Source organism: Paenibacillus sp. FSL K6-1122 (genome assembly GCF_037977015.1).
Classification (GTDB): domain Bacteria; phylum Bacillota; class Bacilli; order Paenibacillales; family Paenibacillaceae; genus Paenibacillus; species Paenibacillus amylolyticus.
In genome coordinates this window covers 4,047,788-4,068,226 of sequence record NZ_CP150272.1, presented here as the reverse complement: position 1 = coordinate 4,068,226, position 20,439 = coordinate 4,047,788, and the positions used below count along the sequence as shown (strand labels likewise).

Here is a 20,439-nt window from a genome sequence, read left to right as displayed (position 1 = left end):
AGGGATTGACGAAGTTCTAACTTAAAAAGCAAGATATCAATATTTGGGGATATGGCCCCTTCCTTCAATCTGAACGAAATATGAGCTACAATATACAGGATGGAAGTGGTTTATATCTCAAATGAAATTTATAGATGAAAGAGGTAGGTAAGCATGGTTCGTTTTGGCGTAGTGGGTACCAACTGGATTACAGAAAGGCTTCTTGAAGCCGCAGCACAGGTTGAAGGATTCAAATTAACCGCCGTGTATTCAAGAACTGAAGATAAGGCTAACGCATTTGCAGATAAATATGATGTTGAACACCGCTTCACCGATCTGGAAGAGTTGGCGGCAAGTGATGTGATTGATGCAGTCTACATCGCAACACCGAATACGGTTCATGCGGAGCAGGCTGAGCTTTTTCTGAGAAACGGTAAACATGTATTGTGCGAGAAACCTCTGGCTGCAAATAGCGCCGAAGTTCGGAGTATGATCGATACTGCACGAGAACACGAGGTTCTGCTCATGGAAGCGATGAAATCGACTCTTGTTCCCCAGTTCAAAATGGTGCAGAAGAGCCTGCATAAAATCGGTCCTGTCCGCAAATACGTAGCAGGATACTCTCAGTATTCTTCGCGTTACGACAAGTACAAAGAGGGGATTGTCCTGAACGCGTTCAAGCCTGAACTCGCTAATGGGGCGTTAATGGATCTCGGTGTGTATTGTCTCTATCCATTGATTACGTTGTTCGGTGAACCTAACCGGGTTCAATCCCAAGCGATGATGCTGGAATCTGGCGTGGATGGACAAGGTAGTGTGCTGCTGGACTATGATGGGATGGATGCGGTCGTTACATACTCTAAAATCTCCAACTCTCATCTGCCAAGCGAAATCATGGGGGAACTGGGCAGTATCATCATTGACAAGATTGGTTCACCGGAACATGCAGAGATACGATACAATGACGGTACGGTGGAGCAGCTCACAGTCGAACAAAACCATCCGGCAATGTATTATGAAGTGGAGGAGTTCGTGAATCTGGTTCAGGAAGGCAAAAAGGAATCTGACATGAACACGTATGAACGCTCCTATGTTACGATGCAGGTCATGGATCAGATTCGGAAGCAGATTGGGCTTGTGTTCCCTAACGATTGATTCAAGCGCAGGAAAGGAAGCTGAGACGAGATGAGCAGAGATGAGCAGAGCAACAGTAGAGTAAAGAAGAAGAACCGTAGAGAAGGTAATCGGTCCAGTAATTCTGGCGGTTTGGAACTGAAACAGATCGTTTTCATAGGAAGAACCTTCGAAGAATATATGAAGATGTTCAACCTGACGGTGGACGAGATTAATGGCAAGTCTATTCTGGATTGTCCAGGTGGAGCATGTTCGTTCAGTAGCCAGGCGCGCAAGTTGGGTGCTGATCCCGTGGCCGTGGATATTGCCTACGAATACGAGATCGACGAGCTTGAAATAAAGGGATTTCAGGACATTGAGCATACGATGAAACAGATGGAACCCGTGCAAGGGAGATATGTGTGGGATCAATTTGGATCAATCCAGGGGTTAAAGGAAGAACGAACTCGTGCCATCACAGATTGCATCGCAGATATGAGAATGTTTCCTGACCGTTATGTGGCGTCTGTGCTCCCGGATCTACCCTTTGCAGATGAACAATTCGATCTGACGTTATCCGCCCATTTCCTGTTTACGTATGCGGATCGATTGGATGTTGATTTTCATGTTGCAACCATAATGGAGTTGCTGCGTGTGACCAAACAAGAGGTTCGCATTTTTCCAACAGTGGATCTGTCTGGCGAACGTTACAAACACATGGATGAGTTGAAATTAATACTCGAAGAGCGTGGGTGTACGGTATCCGAAGAACCAACTTCATATGAGTTTCAACGGAATGCTCATACCATGCTTCAAATTGTTAAACATAATCGAACAAGATAGGAGGTTTTTTGGATGAATAAAGTACTTATACTTGGGGGTACACGTTTTTTCGGTAAACGTCTGGTGGATCACTTGCTGTGGGAAGGGAAGTCTCAGATCACAGTCGCAACTCGTGGTAAAACGGATGTCGACTTCGGACCCGAAGTAAACCGAATCAAGATGGATCGTGAAGACCCGGAATCTCTGGCAGAGGTTGCACAGACAGACATGTGGGATGTTGTGTACGATAATATTTGTTATTCTCCAGATGCGGCGAAAGCGGCATGTGAAGCTTTTGCAGGACGCACCAAAAGATACGTTCTGACATCCACACTCTCGGTGTACGGTGATCCCAGACCTGGATTTAAGGAAACGGATTTTGACCCGTATACATATCCATTGCAGTATGGAAGTGCAGAGGATTTTTCGTATGGAGAAGGCAAACGGCTTGCGGAGGCTGTGTTTTTTCAGGAAGCGGATTTCCCGGTTGTGGCGATGCGCATTCCCATTGTACTCGGGATTGATGATTATACGAGAAGACTTCATTTTCATATTGAACATGTGCAAAAAGGAAAACCGATCGGCATGCCAAATCCGGATGCGGAGATTGGATTTATCAATTCCACCGAAGCGGCAAGATTTCTCGCTTGGCTTGGACATTCGTCCATTACAGGTCCGGTGAATGCAGCTTCCAAGGGTGCGATTACGCTGTCAGCCATGATACATCTGATCGAAACGGTCACGGGCATGCAGTCCCAGATCCTCACGGAAACGGTGAAAGAGGACATGTCACCCTTCGGAATTGAGCAATCATGGACGATGGAGACGACCAAAGCTGAACAAGCGGGGTATACGTTCGAACCTCTGATGGACTGGTTCCCGGGACTCGTTCGTGAGGTCGCTCTTGCATTACAGTCGGAGCGGTAGAAATATCGGTTCGGATGGAACCAAAATGAATTCGACGAGCCTTAGTGAAACAGACGAACCAAACGGCTCGAACGACGGATTATTTCAGCGAATGAACATCCAACAGGGTGCAACCAGAGTGTAATCTCCGGTGCACCCTGTTTATGTTGTACATTTTTACGAATTTGAACGGGACCTAATTTAGATAAGTGGGACTAATCATTTACACGATATTATTTAGTCAATTCTTGTGCTTAACTCTATTCTTGCTCACGTGGAGCAGTAGCTGAAGCCCGTATGCGCAGTTCTGACGGTAGAATGACGGTTTGGGCTTCGGAAGGGGCCTTACCCTCAATCCGGTCAATCAGCATCTGTACACCCTGAAACCCAAAGTCATATGCTGGCTGTGCAGCTACAGTCAGGAAAGGATCAAAAGCAGAAGCCAGATCCAGATCGTCGAAACACACAACGGAAATGTCTTCTGGTACACGCAGTCCTCGTTTGCGCAAAAGCCGAATGACCCCAATCGCCAGCATGTTGTTGGCGGCAAAAATGGCTGTTGGTTGATTTGGTTGAGAGAGTAGGCGATCCAGTCCTTCTTCATCGCTGAAATCCCGGTACCCGGTTCGAAGCACAAGCTCGGGATCTATATCAGCTCCGCCCTCACGTAAACCCGCTATATAACCTTCCTCCCGTAGTCTGGCGGTAGAAACCTCCGAAGAAGCATTGACCAGTGCAATGCGCCGGTGCCCCAATTGCACCAGATATCGGATCAGCTCAATCGCGCCTTCCCGGCTATCTCCGGCAATGATATCTGACGTAATGCCAGGTACAGTGCGGTCCAGAAAAACAAACGGAATGTTACGTTCCTGCAGCTGTTTCAGATGAGTGAGAGAACGATCCCCCGCAGGCGCATAGAGTACACCATCCACACGAGTAGACAGAATCGCATCTACATAATCCTTTTCCTTTTTGTAATCCTCGTCACTATTGCCGAATAAAAGACGGTACCCACGAAGATGGGCTGCATCTTCAGCACCACGCGCCAGTGTTGTATAAAAAGGGTTGGTAATATCCGTAATGAGCAGGGAGAGCATCTGGGTTCGTTGAAGCACAAGGCTGCGCGCATTGGAGTTCGGGATGTAACCCAGTTCGTCGATCACCTGTTGCACACGTTCACGTGTCGCGGAACTTATGCGGCCTGTATGATTAATGACCTTGGAGACCGTCATGGCAGAGACGTTGGCTTTTTTGGCAATATCGTAAATGGTAATCATTAGAATCTAACCTTTCCGCAACATAGTCTTACCATTCTATAGGATAATGCCAATTGACAGCAAGATAGGCTCGTGCTATGTTAGGGTTACCGATAACCCTAAAGGGTTCTGAACGTCTTTACTACATAAACCATTTCGTTGAATTCGCTCATGCACGTTCCATTTTCTTGAATAGAGGAACTACATACATAGCTAATGAATGAAATGGTTTATTGTTATTTTTTTAAATATGTAAACGCATTCAAACTAAAATAAGGCTCTTGGCAATCTGTGTATGCATTTCTTGTATACCATTCGGGTATCGGTTGTATTTCCGTCATTATTTCATTCCAATCAATGCATATGAATCAGACAGAAGGTTTCTCAATTCAACCCAAATTCTATGAAACGAATTGAAGGAGGACATTCCAGTATGACACACCAGGATTATCGTTATAAACAGGCTTTCCCCAAGATTGGTATTCGTCCCACGATTGATGGAAGACGCAAGGGTGTTCGGGAGTCACTGGAAGAACAAACGATGCGGATGGCGACATCTGTTGCCGAGTTGCTTGCAGCAGAACTACGTTATCCTGACGGGTCCGCAGTGGAGTGTGTTGTGGCTGAGACCTGTATTGGCGGAGTGGCTGAAGCGGCCGCAGCATCAGAACTATTCAGCCGTTCCAACGTTGGCGTAACAATCACCGTGACACCATGCTGGTGTTATGGTACGGAAACGATGGATATGTCACCATCCACTCCAACAGCCATCTGGGGTTTTAACGGGACTGAACGTCCGGGTGCAGTATATCTGGCAGCGGTACTCTCTGCCCATGCACAGAAGGGGATTCCGGCCTTTGGGATCTATGGAGAAGATGTGCAGGACGGCGGAGATACAACAATTCCCGATGACGTGCGTGAGAAATTGCTCCGGTTCAGCCGTGCAGGTCTTGCAGCCGCGACCTTGAAAGGGCAAGGCTATCTGTCTATTGGATCAGTATCCATGGGGATTGCAGGTTCGATTGTGAACGATTCATTTTTCCAAGAGTATCTGGGCATGAGGAACGAATATGTAGATATGAGCGAACTCACTCGTCGTATTGAAGAAGAAATCTATGATCCTGAGGAGTATAAGCTCGCACTGGCTTGGGTGAAGGAGAATTGTAACGAAGGTCCAGACAACAACGCTGCCCATCTGCAAACGGATCGCAAACGCAAAGAGTACGAATGGGAAACCGTTGTGAAAATGACCCAAATCGTGCGTGACTTGATGGCGGGCAACCCAAGATTGGCAGAGCTTGGGTTTACAGAGGAATCGATGGGTCACCACGCTATTGTATCCGGCTTCCAGGGACAACGGCAGTGGACGGATCATTCACCTAACGGAGATTTTCTGGAGTCGATATTAAACTCTTCCTTTGACTGGAATGGCAAACGTGCGCCTTATCTGGTTGCAACGGAGAATGACAGCCTGAATGGCGTGTCCATGTTGTTCGGTTCGCTGCTGACACATACGGCACAGATCTTTGCTGATGTGCGTACGTATTGGAGTCCGGATTCAGTACAACGTGTGACGGGACACCAGTTGGAAGGAAATGCGAAGGACGGCATTCTGCATCTGATCAACTCTGGTTCGGCAGCCTTGGATGGCACTGGGCAACAGTCCAGAGATGGTAAGCCTGTACTCAAGCCATTCTGGGAAATTACAGATGAGGAAGTTCAGGACTGCCTAAAAGCAACATCGTGGAGACCGGCATCCGTAGAGTATTTCCGCGGGGGCGGCTATTCAGCGGATTTTCTGACCAAAGGTGGCATGCCTGTAACGATGACACGTCTGAATCTGGTTAAAGGACTGGGACCAGTGCTGCAAATCGCTCAGGGTTACACGGTCGATCTGCCTGAAGATGTGCATGATACGCTGGATCAGCGGACAGACCCAACCTGGCCATCCACCTGGTTTGCTCCTGTTCTAACCGGATCGGGAGCGTTTACTTCCGTATACGAGGTCATGAATCAATGGGGCGCCAACCATGGCTCCATCTCATACGGACATATTGGTGCAGATCTGATTACTCTCGCTTCCATGCTTCGTATTCCGGTAAATATGCATAATGTACCTGAAACAGAAATTTTCCGTCCGCGTGCATGGGGATTGTTCGGCACAAGTGAGCCGGAGAGTGCAGACTACCGTGCTTGCAGTGTGTTTGGCCCGTTGTATCGTTAAAATAAAGTTCCATTCCTGTCAAACGCCATGTTCCTTGTGAGATGAGGTAACATGGCTTTCTCTTGAAAGCTGTGCTCAGAACTCGAATACGGCTTATCGCGAAGAGTTAAGGAGGCTTGAAAGAATGGGCAATCAAGCAACACATGTGCTTGCTGCCGATTACGGTGCCGGTAGTGGACGCGTAGTCCGGGGTTCTTTTGATGGAAACAGACTCTCGTTACAAGAAGTGCATCGATTCAACAACGAACCCGTGCAACTGGGGGATGGACTGTATTGGGATTTCTTGCGACTTTTTCATGAATTAAAACAAGGCATTGTGAAAGGGACGCAAGGCCTCTCTCCATCGGTCCGTTCTATAGCAGTGGATACGTGGGGAGTGGACTATGGACTGGTGGATGGTGCGGGAAGGTTGTGCTCGAACCCACGTCACTATCGGGAAGCACGCAACGCACAGTGGATGGAAGAAGTTCTGCACATGGTGAAAGATGAAGAACTGTATGCCATGTCCGGCGTTTTGCCGCAGCAGATCAATACAGTATTTCAACTACTAGGCAGTGTACGAGAGCAGGCCGAAGGTTTGCGTACGGATGTGCGCATGTTATTTATGCCGGATTTATTTCACTATTATCTATCCGGTCAGCAGGCTTGTGAGTATACGATTGCAAGTACTAGCGGGCTGTTGCATGCAGGCGAGGCACGTTGGAATGAACATCTGATCGGGCGTCTCGGTATACCGGAAACATTATTTCCAAAACTCGTTCAACCGGGTACCGTGCTGGGTGATTTAACAAATGAGTTGTGCGAAGAGTTACGGACTGGACCGATGCAGGTAGTCTCTGTGGGCTCACATGATACGGCATCTGCCTTGGCAGCAATACCTGCGAATGATTCGGATTTCGCTTTTATCAGCTGTGGTACCTGGTCTCTTATGGGGGTGGAGCGTGATACACCTGTATTGGATAACCGAAGTCGTGCATTGGGATTCACCAATGAAGGGACGGTAAGTGGAAAAGTACGCACCCTGAAAAATCGTTCAGGCTTGTGGCTGCTACAGGAATGCAAACGGCAATGGGAGCGGGAGAATCAACCTTTTACACATGAAGAACTGATTCAATTGGCTACCTTGGCAACGCCGCATCAAAGTTATGTATCGCCGGGAGATGGCGTGTATTTGGCGCCAGGAAATATGTCTGAACGAATACGGCAACAATGCAATCTCACCGGACAGACTGTGCCTGAAACGACTGGAGCGATTGTGCGCTGCATTCTGGAAAGTCTTGCATTGGAATTCAGACAAACGCTGAATGAACTGCAGTTGATTACAGGTACAAGACCTCGTGTCATTCATATGGTTGGTGGTGGTGTACACAATCGACTACTATGCCAGTTTACAGCCAATGCAGCCGGTGTCCCGGTGGTGGCAGGCCCGGCAGAGGCGACTTCAGCAGGGAATTGCATGCTGCAATTCCTTGCGCATGGAGAAGTGAGTAGCTTGGCCGAGGTACGGGAGGTCATGGCTGCTTCCTTTTCCCCCGAGACCTATGAGCCTGAGGATACAGAGCTGTGGCAGGAAGCTTATGAAAGTTACCAAAGTCTGAATCAAATCAAAAGGTATTGAACAGATTCAATGAAATGAGCATGGATGCAAAATGCTAAAAAGAAAAGGATGAGGAGTGGAGAAAACATGTCTGAACAACAAGTAAGGGAAGAGTTGACGAAATATGCCCGGAGAGCAGTTGCTCAAGGACTGGTAGTCGGACCTGGTGGGAATCTGAGCGCTCGCTCTGGGGGAACGATGTTGTTGTCTCCGAGTGGTTATGCACTTGAAGACCTGGAACCGGACGAGTGGATTGCTATTGATATCGAAACAGGGGCAACTAGCGCGGGAGCAACACGCCCTTCTTCCGAAGTATTGATGCATCTGTACAGTTATCGTGTGAATCCTGATATCCAAGCCATTGTGCATACGCATCCGGCATATACGATCGCACTTAGTCTTGTTTTCGATGAATTGCCACACTTGTTCCCTGATCAGTCGGCCTTGGTAGGTGATATCGGATTTGTTCCATATGTTCTACCAACGACGAAACTACTTGCCGATGCAGTCTCAGCAAAGGTAGAAGAACATACGGCACTCATTCTCGTCAATCACGGATTGGTTACGACCGGTAAAAACCTCCGCGAAGCCTATTACCGCACCCAAGTGGTGGAAGAAAGCGCGAAGGTATATATGATCGCCAAAGCAGCCGGGGAACCCAAAGTGCTTACTGCCGAAGAATATAAGGAAATTCAATCGCTTGAAAGTGAAGCCTACCGTGTGCAGTTATTGCAACAACTCAAGTCCTGATACCTGATTTGAGTATTAATGGTTACATTTGTGATCTTAAAAGATTGCTACGTTAAGGGCAGATTGCATTCTCCAGATAAACGCTGGAATAAAGGATGTGAAATGCTCTTTTTTAATTTTGATTTTGAATTGAAAAGGCGCACAGTATAGCTGAGGGAATAATTCGCACTATTTTGATGAGAATTGTTGAAATTGTGATGTCTGCAAGGTATACTAACGTTAATCATCAGTGAGTAACAACTACGAAGAAGATTAAAAAAACAATTAAGTATCTAAGAGGGGTGAGATCAGTGGGTCCTGAGCTAAACGAAATGGAGTTGGAATACGAACTGTTAAAGCAGCTTCGAGACGCTAATGCTCCCATCGGGGCCAGTACGTTGGTTCATACTTTGGGCAAAACGTATGGTCTGAGTCAGGCAACCATCGGAAGAAGACTTATGGAGATGGATGTTGAAGGTTTTACAGTTCTGGAAGGTCGCAAGGGAAGAACTTTGACCGAACAGGGTCTGGATCGAATGAAGACGTTGGAAAAAGATTTGCAGCAACAAAGCGTGAACTCACAGTTAATTCAGATGCTGAACCATTCAGGGGAAAAGGCTCTGCTGGATGTTCTCGTTGCCAGAAGGGCACTTGAGCGGGAGATCGCTTCCCTGGCAGCACAACGTGCCTCGAAAGAATACATAGTACTGTTGCAAGCATCTATTGCCAACCAGCATGAATTGCTTTCCAAGAATATTATACCATACGAGGAGGACCGGGAGTTTCACAGATTGCTGGCTTATGCTGCGCAAAACCAAATTCTTCTGCATGCGGTTGAACTGGTATGGGAGACAAGCCGCGATTTTCTGGAAACCGCGTATATTCGCCGGAGAGTAGGAAGTGAATTAGTTGTGGATCATCAGCAGATTCTGGATGCTATTGTAGCGGGCTCTCCGGAGCAGGCTGAAGCGGCAATGGTGAATCATATCAACCAAATGATCGATGATGTCAAACGTTATTTCGCCATGCAAAACCAATAACATTCCTTAGAAACAGACCCGGTGATAAAGGAGTTGAGCTTGTGGACACAATCTACCGTCTAGGCATTGATATCGGAGGTACTTTTACGGATGCGCTTGTGATGGACCATCAGGGCAGGGTGATTGCGGCGCTGAAAACGCCATCGATTGCAGTAGCTCCTGAACAGGCGATTTTTAACGCACTTGATCAGTTGAAGGCGAGTGGCGTGAATATTCATGAGATTGATCTGTTTGTGCATGGAACAACGCTTGGCGTCAACACGTTGATTGAGCGAAATGGCGCAGTTACAGGTCTGCTGGTCACTAAAGGATTCCGTGACATTCTTGAAATCCGCCGGTTGCGACTTGAGGATACAACCAATCTGTATGGTGAAAAGACTGATGCGCTGGTACCGAGACATCGCGTTAAGGAAGTCGATGAACGGGTCATTGCGAGTGGGGGCATACTCCAGCCACTGAATGAGGAACAACTGTTGCAATCGGTGGATGAGCTGGTGGAGGATGGCGTTACCGCTTTGGCGATTAGCTTTTTACATGCTTATGTGAATCCTGCTCATGAGCAGCTTGCGGAAGATCTGATTAGGGAACGTTATCCGCAACTGTTCATCTGCCGAAGCAGCGCCATCTGGCCACAACAGCGTGAGTTCGAACGAACACTCGCAACGGCCATGAACGCTTATGTAGGTGAACGGATGGGGTCTTACTTCCTGCGTCTGCAAGAAGGGATTCAGGCATACGGCCTCAAAGCCAACTTGCTGTCGACCATGTCCAACGGTGGAATTATGACGGCTGCCAGAGCGGCTAATGAGCCGGTACGTACGCTTCTGTCCGGGCCTGCTTCCGGTGTAATCGCCGCGACGCATATTGCTGAACGAGCGGGCATTCATCAGGTCATCACATTTGACATGGGTGGGACAAGTGTTGACGTTGCCCTCATTGACAAAGAACCGAGTTATTCTTCTGAGAACAAGGTTGGAGATTTTCCTGTCATCATTCCCGCTGTTGATGTAACAGCGATTGGGGCTGGTGGTGGTTCAATTGCTTGGCTTGATTCCGTAGGCGTACTCAAGGTTGGACCGCGCAGCGCGGGAGCCAATCCCGGTCCGGCATGTTATCAGCGCGGGGGAGAAGAGCCGACAACCACAGATGCCTATCTACAGCTCGGTATCCTGCATGCTGACCATTTCCTTGGCGGACAAATGCGCCTGTATCCCGAACTTGCAGAGCGTACTCTGGGCAATCTGGGAGAGAAGCTTGGACTGAATGCCGAACAGACTGCGCAAGCCATTCTTGATGTGGCAACCGCCAATATGTACGCCCAGTTTTCTCCCCTCATGGCTCGCAAGGGCGTTGATCCCCGCGATTTTACGTTGCTCGCATATGGTGGAGCCGGCCCGATGCATGCTTTTCTGATGGCACGTGAGGTAGGTATCGGCAGAGTGCTGATCCCGCCATCTCCGGGAACATTGTGTGCCATGGGCTGCACGGTTGCCAATCTCCGCAATGATTTCGTTCATACGTTACACAAAAGCACCCAGACTCTGGAGTCTGGTGAATTAAGCTCTCTTTTTGCTGAATTGGAAAACCAGGGACATAGCTGGGTCGATGAGGAAGCCCGTGGTGGCGTCAAGCTGGACAATATTTATTGCCTATACAGTGCGGATATGCGATATGAGGGACAGGCCTTTGATATAGAGGTCACGCTGACATTGGAAGAAATTGAAGATCCCAAGAAGGCAGGGATTAAATTCCATACGTCTTACCAAAACGTGTTTGGCATTAGTCAGCCAGAGGCAGAGGTCATGTTTGTAAGTCTCAGAGCAACAATTGTTGGTGTTTTACCTACACATAACACGGTAGATCCGGCAAATTTGCCATTTGATGAGAGTGTAGCGGAAGAAAGGCTCATCACCTTTGACCATGTACAGCAGATTGCCAAGGTACTGAAAAGGGGACAAATTCCATCGGTGGATGCCCCCATCCCCGGGCCCATTATTGTGGAGGAATATGATACAACGATCTTTATTCCGCCAGGATATAAGGTATACCGGGATGTGCATGGGAACGTGATTGGGGAGGTGGAAGCATGATCGGCGACAAGGTCTTTCTTGAGATTTTTAACAACCGAATTCAAGCTGCCGTGGAAGAAATGGCAAATGTTGTTCTGCGCACAGGATTCACCGCTTTTGTCAAAGAAACTGGCGATTTTGGAACCTACCTCTTATCTCCATCCGGGGAAACGTTCGGATCGCCGCTGGAGACGGGTTACAATCTGTCCCTGGGCATCCCTGCTGCTGCGACCATTAACAGTATAGAAGACTGGAAAGAAGGGGATCTCGTCATATGTAATGATCCTTATTCCACCAAAGGCATGGTCACACACCTTCCAGACATTCATCTCATCAAGCCTTATTTTCACGAAGGGCGAATCATTGCTTACGGCATGTGCTTTGTCCATTCATCCGATGTGGGCGGCAAGGTACCGGGGAGCGTATCTCCCAGCGCCTACGATATTCATATGGAAGGCATTCGAATTGCACCAGTCAAGCTGTATGAAGCTGGTGTTCTGAACGAGCAGATCCTGCGCATGTTTCTGGACAACAGCCGAATTCCGGAGCAAAATCTCGGTGATCTCAAAGCGCTTATGGCTGCATTGAATCGGGGAGAGCAGCGGCTTGAGGAACTCATTGCACGTTATGGCGTGGAAAAAATTCAACAGGGCATCGAACAATTGCTGGAATATGCCGAGCTGAAGGCACGTGTTATCGTGCAGGATATCCCGGACGGTTCCTATGACTTCTGGGACTATCTGGAGAAAGGACCGGGGGGTTATCCAATCCGGTTGCGCTGCAAAATGACGATTGCAGGCAGTGACATTCATCTGGACTTTAGCGGCACCGATCCTCAGGTCAGGGCTTCATTCAACATTCCTACCCACAACCAACAGGGGCATTACATGCTGGTACCCGCACTCATTCGTTATTTCCGTACGCTCGATCCGACCATTCCTTGGAATTCGGGCATGATTCGTATGGTGCGAAATTACGCGCCGCCTGCTTCCGTACTTAACCCGGAGCCGATGGCAGCAGTTGGGGCACGTGCTGCGACCTTTATCCGGCTGATGGACGTTATCACGGGAGCACTGGGGAAAGCTCAGGGCAGTATGGTTCCCGCGGCAGGAGCTGGACAAGCCTGCATTGTCATGATGGCGATGACAGATGCATCCGATGGCAAGAAAAAGGTGGGCGTAATTCAGCCGATCTGCGGAGGTTCGGGAGCTAGGCCGATGAAAGACGGCATTGATGGTATGGATTTTGCGGTCGGTCATCTTCGGAATATTCCTGCGGAAACGGTGGAATCCGAGATGCCTGTGTTGATTGAGCATTATGGTCTTCGTGCTGACTCGGCGGGTGCAGGAACCTTCCGTGGCGGAAGCGGAATTGATTTATGTGTCAGAATTCTAACACCGGATACGGTGATGACGGCCAGAAACATGGAGCGTATGGAGTTCCAGCCTTGGGGCAGGCTCGGTGGCGGCGTAGGTTCACATGGAGAAGCGATTCTTAATGCTGGGCGCGCAAGTGAGCATCATCTGGGAAGAATTGATGAGCTACTACTTCAACCTGGAGAAACGGTTACGTTCCTGTCGCAAGGCGGAGGCGGATATGGTGATCCACTTGAACGTGACCCACGCCTAGTTCTGGAGGATGTAAGAAGTGGACTAGTATCCCCGGAGAAAGCCCTTGATTTATACGGTGTTGTGATTGACGGCCTGGAGCTGAACGAGAGCGATACGGAACAAATGCGAGCCAAGCGACCGCGGCAGCAGGAGGAATTCGCCTATGGCAAGGCGCGGGAGCAATTTGAAGACATATGGAGCGATGAGATGCAGGTAACGCTGAATCAGGCCTTGCTGACTGCTCCGCTTGCACTAAGAGACTACCTTAAGCGTCAGACCATGGGCGTTGTAGAGGAGAAGTATAAGGATTCCCTAACTATAGATCCACGGGAGATATCCGACATTATGGAAGGTATACGCCAGCAAATAGGGTTGCATTGATCAAGTGTATGGAGACTATATAGTTCTGTGTTATCGGAAAAACCAACTACATGGATGGGGGAATTTGCATGTTCAAATCCAATAAAAAACGCTTTCTCAGCCTCGCCTCTCTGACATTGGCCGGTACATTGGTGCTTTCCGCCTGCGGTGGAGCAGGCAGCTCAAGTAATACTGCCGGAGAGAGCGACTCTTCAGGAGCAAGCGGAGACAAAGTTAAGCTGACGATGTTTATCTGGGCTGGCTCCAATCAGGATGTCGTTCCGAAAGAAGTGGTTGCCGAGTATGTGAAAGAACATCCCAACGTTGAAGTCACCTTTGAGGAATCCTCCAATTCGGTAATGTACCCCAAGATGGTCGCAGGCAAGCAGGCTGATGCCAACAATCCGATTGTTAACTTCGGTTACTTCAATGCAGATGCGACGGCAAAAGGCTTGAATGATGACATGTGGGAGCCACTGGATACCAGCATCGTGACCAATATTAAGGATATTCCCGAGTCCTTCCACAAGCCAGACAATAAAGGTGTGGTCTGGGGCGTTTCGAGCTTCGCCCTGGTATATAACAAAGATCTGGTGAAAACGCCACCTACTAGCTGGAACGATCTATGGGATAACGAGGAGTTCAAAGGAAAAACTGCGCTCTGGGACTACATGTTCTATTCCTATATCTCCCCACTTATTGCTACCAAAGGTCAAGAGATTGGCGCATCCTATGAAAATCCCGAGCCAGCCTTCCAGTTCTGGGCAGATCGCAGTGACCAGATTGGCACATTGGTTTCATCCAATGATCAGCTGAAGGCACTGCTGGAGTCAGGTGATGCGCTCATTGCCCCATTCAGTGCACAGGTTGCACAGACATGGATTGATGGTGGTTCTCCACTTGCCGTAGCGTATCCGAGTGAAGGTGCCATTTCCTTCCCGTACACACTTCAGGTAGTGAAAGGCTCAACACCAGAGCAGACACGTGTTGCAAACGAAATTATTAACGAATTGCTGAGCGCAGAGGCGCTGTCACAATATGCAGAAGAAACGGGTACACCAGTAACCAGTACGACAGCTGCAGTTCCGGACAAGTACAAGGATGATCCTTCCTTCTCCGTCGAAACGCAAAGTAACGGCATTAACCCAGACTGGGATGTGCTTGCACAGAACAGTTCTTCTTGGAAAGAACTATGGGATCGACTCGTGAAAACAAAGCTTCAATAAAAGGATTGTTGCCAGGTACACTACGATTCCGGGTCTTGTTATGAACCTGGAATGGATGGGAGGGGAATCAGAGATGAGCAGCGGACAAGAGACCATATCCATTGAAACAAGTGAAGTCACGAAGACTTATGGTGAGCGAGCCGCCGTTGATCAAGTAACACTCCAAGTGAAAAAGGGCGAATTCGTTTCCTTGCTTGGTCCGAGTGGCTGTGGCAAAACAACACTGCTGCGCATGCTTGGCGGACTTGAGCAACCGGATCAGGGCACCATTATGCTGGGAGGTCGGGATGTTACTGGCATCCCGGCTTATGGACGCAATAGCAATATGATTTTTCAGCAGCTTGCGCTGTTCCCTCATATGGATGTATTCAACAACATTGCCTATGGGCTAAAGGTGAAGAAGTTACCAAAAGCCGATATCCAACGGCAGGTAGGTGAAATGCTTGATCTAGTCCAGCTCGGAGACTATGGCAGGCGTGCTGTATCCGAGCTGTCCGGGGGGCAGGCCCAACGCGTCGCCATTGCTCGCGCACTGATCAACAGACCCGAAGTGCTGCTGCTTGATGAACCTCTCTCTGCATTGGACATGCAGCTGCGTCTCGATATGCAGCGTGAACTGAAACGCATCCAGCGTGAATTCGGCGGAACGTTTATCTTTGTAACGCATGATCAGAGCGAAGCCATGAATATGTCTGACCGAATTGGCGTTATGCGCGATGGAAGGCTGCTGCAATACGCAACCCCTGATGAAATCTATGAAAGACCGACCGATAGTTTCGTGGCCAAGTTTATTGGAGATACCAATCTCTTTGAGACGGAAGTACTGGGACATGATGTGAGTGGAATTCGGGTGGAATGCTTCGGCAAGCCATTGCTGGTGAAAGTCAGTGATGGCAATGCTGTACCGAAAGCGGGAGCACGACATTCCTTATCAATCCGCAATGAGTATATTCGACTTGGAGAAGATGCAACTCATTGCCTGAACAAGCTGGATGGACACGTGATTGAAGCGGTGTATGGCGGAGCAAATATTCGATACAACGTGCAGATTGCTGAAGGTTTTCTGGTTCAGGCCAGTGTGCTGCATCAGCGGGGAGCCTCACGTTATAGTCCAGGTGAGCCAATACAAATCGGCTTTGACCCAGAGGACGCGCTCTTGTTATCCGAACCCATTGATGACCGTGTACAGGGGGCAAGAATATGAACCGGATCGCGGAACGGATCGTGAATCTGTATTCCTTTGGAAACCGCACATGGGTAACCCGGTTGCTGCTTCTGTTGCCTGCGCTTGCTCTGATGGGTATTGTTTATCTGGGTGGGTTGCTGATCTTTGGCAGATATAGCTTTGATATGTATGAGAATGGAAAGCTTATTCGGGGCTGGGATGTAGGAGCTTATCGTGCGTTTCTGTCCGACCCTTATTATTGGAAGCTGATTGGCACAACGTTTCGCATTGCCTTCAAGGTTACGCTATGGAGTCTTCTGCTTGCCTATCCGCTGGCCTATTGCATTGCGGGTCTAAAGAAGCCTGGCATGAAGCAATTGTTGCTGCTGCTCACGTTTCTTCCGCTACTGGTCAGTGCCGTTGTGCGTTCTTACGGATGGCAGCTTTTGTTGTCCAAACAGGGCTTCATGAACTGGCTGTTCATCCGTCTGGGGCTAACCGAGGAAGGATTCAGCATGATATACAACGAGACAGGTGTTGTCGTGGCCCTTGTCCATATTTTTCTGCCATTTATGGTCTTTCCGATTCTAAATGTACTGTCCCAAAGTGACGCTTCCTTAAAGGCAGCTGCTCAGGATCTGGGGGCGGGCAGCTGGAGAACGTTCCTGACCATTACCCTGCCTTTATCGGCAAGAGGCATTGCAAGCGGGGTGCAGATTGTGTTCACGCTATGTCTCACCGCATTCACCACACCTCAGCTGATCGGCGGGGGAAGAGTCATGACACTTCCGGTATTTATATATCAGCGAACCTTGGACACCAACTGGCCGATGGCTGCGGTTGCCAGCCTGTTTTTACTTGTGTCTTCCATTGTTGTTTCGTTGCTTGTGAATAAAGGAGCAGAAACGTTGATGTTCCGTCGTTCCCGCAAGGGAGGTCAGGCGTATGGTTAAGTCGAACAGGGGCACCAAGCTGTTACTCTACATCTTTGTGGGTGCCGTAGCGATTTATTTGCTGCTGCCACTGCTGATGATTATGTTGACATCTGTAGGCTCAGGTTCAGCCACCAAATTTCCCCCGGAAGGTCTCACCTTGAAGTGGTATGCCAATCTGAGTGAGCAGACCCAGTTTCTCGATGCATTAAAGAACAGCCTTATTGCTTCTACAGGGGCGGTTCTGCTGGCTTTAATTACGGGTACACTTGCTGCGCTAGCGATCGTGCAGTATCCTTTCCCGGGTTCTGGCATCTTAAGAGCATTTTTTGTATCTCCAATGGTTATGCCAAAAATTACGCTGGGTATTGCATACCTGATTTTATTCTCAAAAATGCATATTGCAGGCGGACTATTTGCACTTATTTTGGGTGAAGCGGTCATTGTGCTTCCATTTGTGCTCACTATTGTGGGCAGTGCGTTAGCCAATCTGCCCCCGGCTCATCGGGAAGCTGCCGCGGACCTTGGTGCTGGGCCGATACGCATTTTTTTCACAATTACGCTGCCACAGCTCCGACTATCCCTGCTTCTGTCAGGGTCAATCGCTTTTGTCTTCACTTTTGATCAGGTAGAGGCTGCTCTGTTGCTGCTCCGTCAGGACAGCTACACGTTGCCAATACAACTATTCCTGTATATGGAGAAATGGCAGGACCCAACGATAGCCGTGGTGTCTGTTGTATTGATCGCGTTTGCGCTGGCTCTGTTTATGACGATTAAACTAGTGTTGCGCTCTGTACCAGGACTTGAAAGTTTGTTTGGTCGCAGGAAAACAAAAGGAGGACTGGATCAAAATGAATAATTCACAGCATCTATCCCATAGCTCAGGTCTGAACTGGGACCGGGCGGAAGAAGTGATGAAAACTCAAGGGCTAAGCGCCCTGATCGCAACAACTCCGGAGAATATTCACTATGTCATCGGGTCCCAGCTACGCGCAAGCAACTGGACCATGCAGATTTATGCTGTTTTACCTGCCGACAGATCTGCAAAGCCTTGTATCGTCATTCCAACGAATCGGTTAGGCGTTGTAGCTCAGTTCGGTATTACGGGGGTAGATATATTTGCCTACAGTGATTTCTTTGTGGAAGGTTCAATTGAAGGCAAACCTTCCACTGACGACATTGATCTCTTTTATTCTCTCCTGCAAACGACGGTTATTCATCCAGGTCCTGTTGAAGCACTCAAGGCTGCATTAAAACAGCTTGAGATCGAAGATCAGCCGATTGGAATCGATGAGATGCGGATCGCTCCCGATATTCTGGCTAGAATCAAGGAGGAGGTTCCTGACAGACCGGTAATTCCCGCATATAAGTTGTTCCGAGAAATCCGTCTGGTCAAGACACCTTTCGAAATCGAGCAACTTCGTCAGGCTGCCCAATTAAATGAACGGATTGAGCAGGAACTAATTGACCTGATTGCAGCAGGTGTTCATGAGAAGCAACTTGCCGATCATTATCGTCTGGCTGTGATGAGAGCGGGTGGAACTCCGGCAATGACAGCGGTAGGGGCAGGGCCACGCAGTGCATTACCACTCATCGAAAATTATTTTCATACGATTGAGACCGGAGACCAGATTCGTTTCGATCTTTGCCTACAGCTGGAAGGATACTGGGGAGATACAGGCCGCACGGTTGTTGCAGGGGAGCCCACCGCTTGGATGAAAAAACATTTTGCTGCGGTCAAAAGTGGATGGGAGACGGCACTTGAGACCGTGCGCCCTGGCGTCAAGGCGTCGGAAGTATTCCATGCGGCAGTATCTCGCGTACAACGTGAAGGGATTCCGCATTACCGACGTCAGCATGTCGGACATGCCATCGGGTTGGAACTGTACGATGATATAACCCTCTCCCCGGGTGACCAGCGCATACTGGAGCCCGGTATGGTGCTGTGTGTTGAGGTGCCATATTACGAACTAGGTGCTGGTGGGTTCCAAATCGAAGATACAATTGTTGTAACGCCAGATGGTTATGAGTTTCTGACCCATATGGAGCGGAAATTGTTCACTAAATAACGATAGATGGAAGGCTTCACTGACCGGCGATCAGACCACAGTCGATCCAAGAAGCTTTCTTACTGAGAAAGTTGGAACATCCATGATTCAGCAGGGAACTAAGACGTTTCGTAACATTAGCCTTGCACTGTTCGCCGGAGGTTTTGTCACTTTTGCTTTGCTCTACAGCCTCCAGCCCCTGATGCCTGAGATTAGCAATGCATTCTCCATTACGCCGGCACACGCCAGTCTTACGTTATCCGTTACAACGATCGCCATGGCATTGACGATGCTGTTCATCGGGTCCTTGTCTGATTCTGTGGGCCGACGCTTTATAATGACAGCTGCACTGGTGATATCTTCTGTTATTGCTTTGCTCAGCGCATTCAGCCCGGGATATACGGAGCTTCTTCTGCTTCGTATTCTCCAGGGTGTGGCACTCGCGGGGTTGCCAGCGATAGCCATGACATATTTGTCAGAAGAAATTGAACCTAGAAGTCTTGGTTATGCTATGGGCCTATATATAAGTGGCAATTCGATAGGAGGCATGGCCGGCCGTTTCATCAGCGGTGTGGTGACAGATTGGTTCAGTTGGCGCGCTGCTGTGGGTTTCATTGGTATTCTTGGACTGTGTGCAGCCGTTATTTTTTGGCTTGTCATCCCGCCATCCCGTCATTTTGTCAAAGCTGTACCTGGATTCAAAAATCCAATACCTCTTTTGTGGTCACAATGTCGCAATCCAAGGCTGTTATGCCTGTATGGACTCGGTTTTCTCCTGATGGGGGGATTCGTGACCCTTTTCAACTATATCGGTTTTGAATTAACGGGTGAACCCTATCATCTGAGTCAGTCTATCGTTGGAAGTCTTTTTGTGGTATATCTGATGGGCACGGTTAGCAGCACTTGGATGGGCAGGCTGGCAGATCGGTACGGCAGGTCACATGTGCTTGGAATCGCGCTGGGAATTATTCTGGCTGGTGCAGTCTGTACCGTTCATCCAGCGCTTTGGGTCAAAATTATCGGACTCGCCCTGTTTGCCTTCGGTTTCTTTGGCGGTCATTCCATCGCAAGCAGCTGGGTTGGACTCGTGGCCAATCAGCACAAATCTCAAGCCAATGCGTTGTATTTATTTTTCTACTATCTTGGTTCAAGCGTAAGTGGAACAGGAGGTGGACTGCTTTACAGTCATCTTGGATGGATAGGCATTGTGGGGATGATCGGTGTGTATGTTTTGATCGGTTTTGTCTTGTGTAATTTGCTTGTTCACAGGTTGAAGGGACAGGCTACATAAATCAACTTTTTCCGACAGCTATTGCATATCCTGAAATACCGAGTATAATACTTGGTAAACAGACGAAAAGGG

The 20,439-nt window shown here is 48.7% G+C and carries 16 protein-coding genes; 15 read left to right on the top strand and 1 reads right to left on the bottom strand.

The window, feature by feature from the left end:
• Nucleotides 1-153: 153 nt before the first annotated feature.
• From NSQ20_RS18345 to NSQ20_RS18335, 3 genes are read left to right on the top strand one after another with little or no spacing between them, the layout of a single operon-like run.
• A complete protein-coding gene (locus NSQ20_RS18345; protein ID WP_340030524.1) occupies nt 154-1,134 on the top strand; it encodes a Gfo/Idh/MocA family oxidoreductase in 981 nt (326 codons plus the stop codon).
• 30 nt (nt 1,135-1,164) lie between these two features.
• Nucleotides 1,165-1,935, top strand: coding sequence for an SAM-dependent methyltransferase (locus NSQ20_RS18340; protein WP_340030521.1), 771 nt, complete (start codon nt 1,165-1,167; stop codon nt 1,933-1,935).
• 12 nt (nt 1,936-1,947) lie between these two features.
• The gene (locus tag NSQ20_RS18335; protein ID WP_315372666.1) at nt 1,948-2,841 is read left to right on the top strand and encodes an NAD-dependent epimerase/dehydratase family protein; all 894 of its coding nucleotides are present in this window, start codon (nt 1,948-1,950) and stop codon (nt 2,839-2,841) included.
• Nucleotides 2,842-3,080: 239 nt separating this feature from the next.
• Here NSQ20_RS18335 and NSQ20_RS18330 read toward each other — a convergent pair whose 3' ends face one another.
• A complete protein-coding gene (locus NSQ20_RS18330) occupies nt 3,081-4,097 on the bottom strand; it encodes a LacI family DNA-binding transcriptional regulator (protein ID WP_340030520.1) in 1,017 nt (338 codons plus the stop codon).
• Between the two features lie 412 nt (nt 4,098-4,509).
• Between NSQ20_RS18330 and NSQ20_RS18325 the strand changes: the two genes are divergently transcribed.
• From NSQ20_RS18325 to NSQ20_RS18270, 12 genes are all read left to right on the top strand, one after another.
• Nucleotides 4,510-6,300 carry an L-fucose isomerase gene (locus NSQ20_RS18325; RefSeq protein WP_340030519.1) on the top strand — a complete coding sequence of 597 codons (1,791 nt, stop codon included), beginning with the start codon at nt 4,510-4,512 and terminating at the stop codon, nt 6,298-6,300.
• Between the two features lie 124 nt (nt 6,301-6,424).
• Nucleotides 6,425-7,918: a rhamnulokinase family protein gene (locus NSQ20_RS18320; RefSeq protein ID WP_340030518.1), complete on the top strand. Its 1,494-nt coding sequence runs from the start codon at nt 6,425-6,427 to the stop codon at nt 7,916-7,918.
• Nucleotides 7,919-7,984: 66 nt separating this feature from the next.
• On the top strand, nt 7,985-8,647 hold the full coding sequence (locus NSQ20_RS18315; RefSeq protein WP_340030517.1) for a class II aldolase/adducin family protein: 663 nt from the start codon (nt 7,985-7,987) through the stop codon (nt 8,645-8,647).
• Nucleotides 8,648-8,937: 290 nt separating this feature from the next.
• A complete protein-coding gene (locus NSQ20_RS18310) occupies nt 8,938-9,666 on the top strand; it encodes an FCD domain-containing protein (RefSeq protein ID WP_245838229.1) in 729 nt (242 codons plus the stop codon).
• A gap of 41 nt (nt 9,667-9,707) precedes the next feature.
• Entirely contained in the window at nt 9,708-11,756 is a 2,049-nt protein-coding gene (locus NSQ20_RS18305; RefSeq protein ID WP_340030516.1) for a hydantoinase/oxoprolinase family protein, read from the top strand.
• On the top strand, nt 11,753-13,726 hold the full coding sequence (locus NSQ20_RS18300) for a hydantoinase B/oxoprolinase family protein (protein WP_340030515.1): 1,974 nt from the start codon (nt 11,753-11,755) through the stop codon (nt 13,724-13,726). Before NSQ20_RS18305 ends, NSQ20_RS18300 begins: the two co-directional genes overlap by 4 nt.
• Before the next feature lie 68 nt (nt 13,727-13,794).
• Nucleotides 13,795-14,931: an extracellular solute-binding protein gene (locus tag NSQ20_RS18295; RefSeq protein ID WP_340030514.1), complete on the top strand. Its 1,137-nt coding sequence runs from the start codon at nt 13,795-13,797 to the stop codon at nt 14,929-14,931.
• Between the two features lie 73 nt (nt 14,932-15,004).
• A complete protein-coding gene (locus tag NSQ20_RS18290; RefSeq protein WP_340030513.1) occupies nt 15,005-16,135 on the top strand; it encodes an ABC transporter ATP-binding protein in 1,131 nt (376 codons plus the stop codon).
• Nucleotides 16,132-17,049, top strand: coding sequence for an ABC transporter permease (locus NSQ20_RS18285; protein ID WP_340030512.1), 918 nt, complete (start codon nt 16,132-16,134; stop codon nt 17,047-17,049). Before NSQ20_RS18290 ends, NSQ20_RS18285 begins: the two co-directional genes overlap by 4 nt.
• On the top strand, nt 17,042-17,887 hold the full coding sequence (locus NSQ20_RS18280) for an ABC transporter permease (protein WP_253508974.1): 846 nt from the start codon (nt 17,042-17,044) through the stop codon (nt 17,885-17,887). Before NSQ20_RS18285 ends, NSQ20_RS18280 begins: the two co-directional genes overlap by 8 nt.
• Nucleotides 17,880-19,097 carry a Xaa-Pro peptidase family protein gene (locus tag NSQ20_RS18275; RefSeq protein ID WP_340030511.1) on the top strand — a complete coding sequence of 406 codons (1,218 nt, stop codon included), beginning with the start codon at nt 17,880-17,882 and terminating at the stop codon, nt 19,095-19,097. The genes NSQ20_RS18280 and NSQ20_RS18275 overlap by 8 nt, the downstream gene beginning before the upstream one ends.
• Nucleotides 19,098-19,179: 82 nt before the next feature.
• On the top strand, nt 19,180-20,367 hold the full coding sequence (locus NSQ20_RS18270) for an MFS transporter (RefSeq protein WP_340030510.1): 1,188 nt from the start codon (nt 19,180-19,182) through the stop codon (nt 20,365-20,367).
• Nucleotides 20,368-20,439 lie beyond the last annotated feature (72 nt).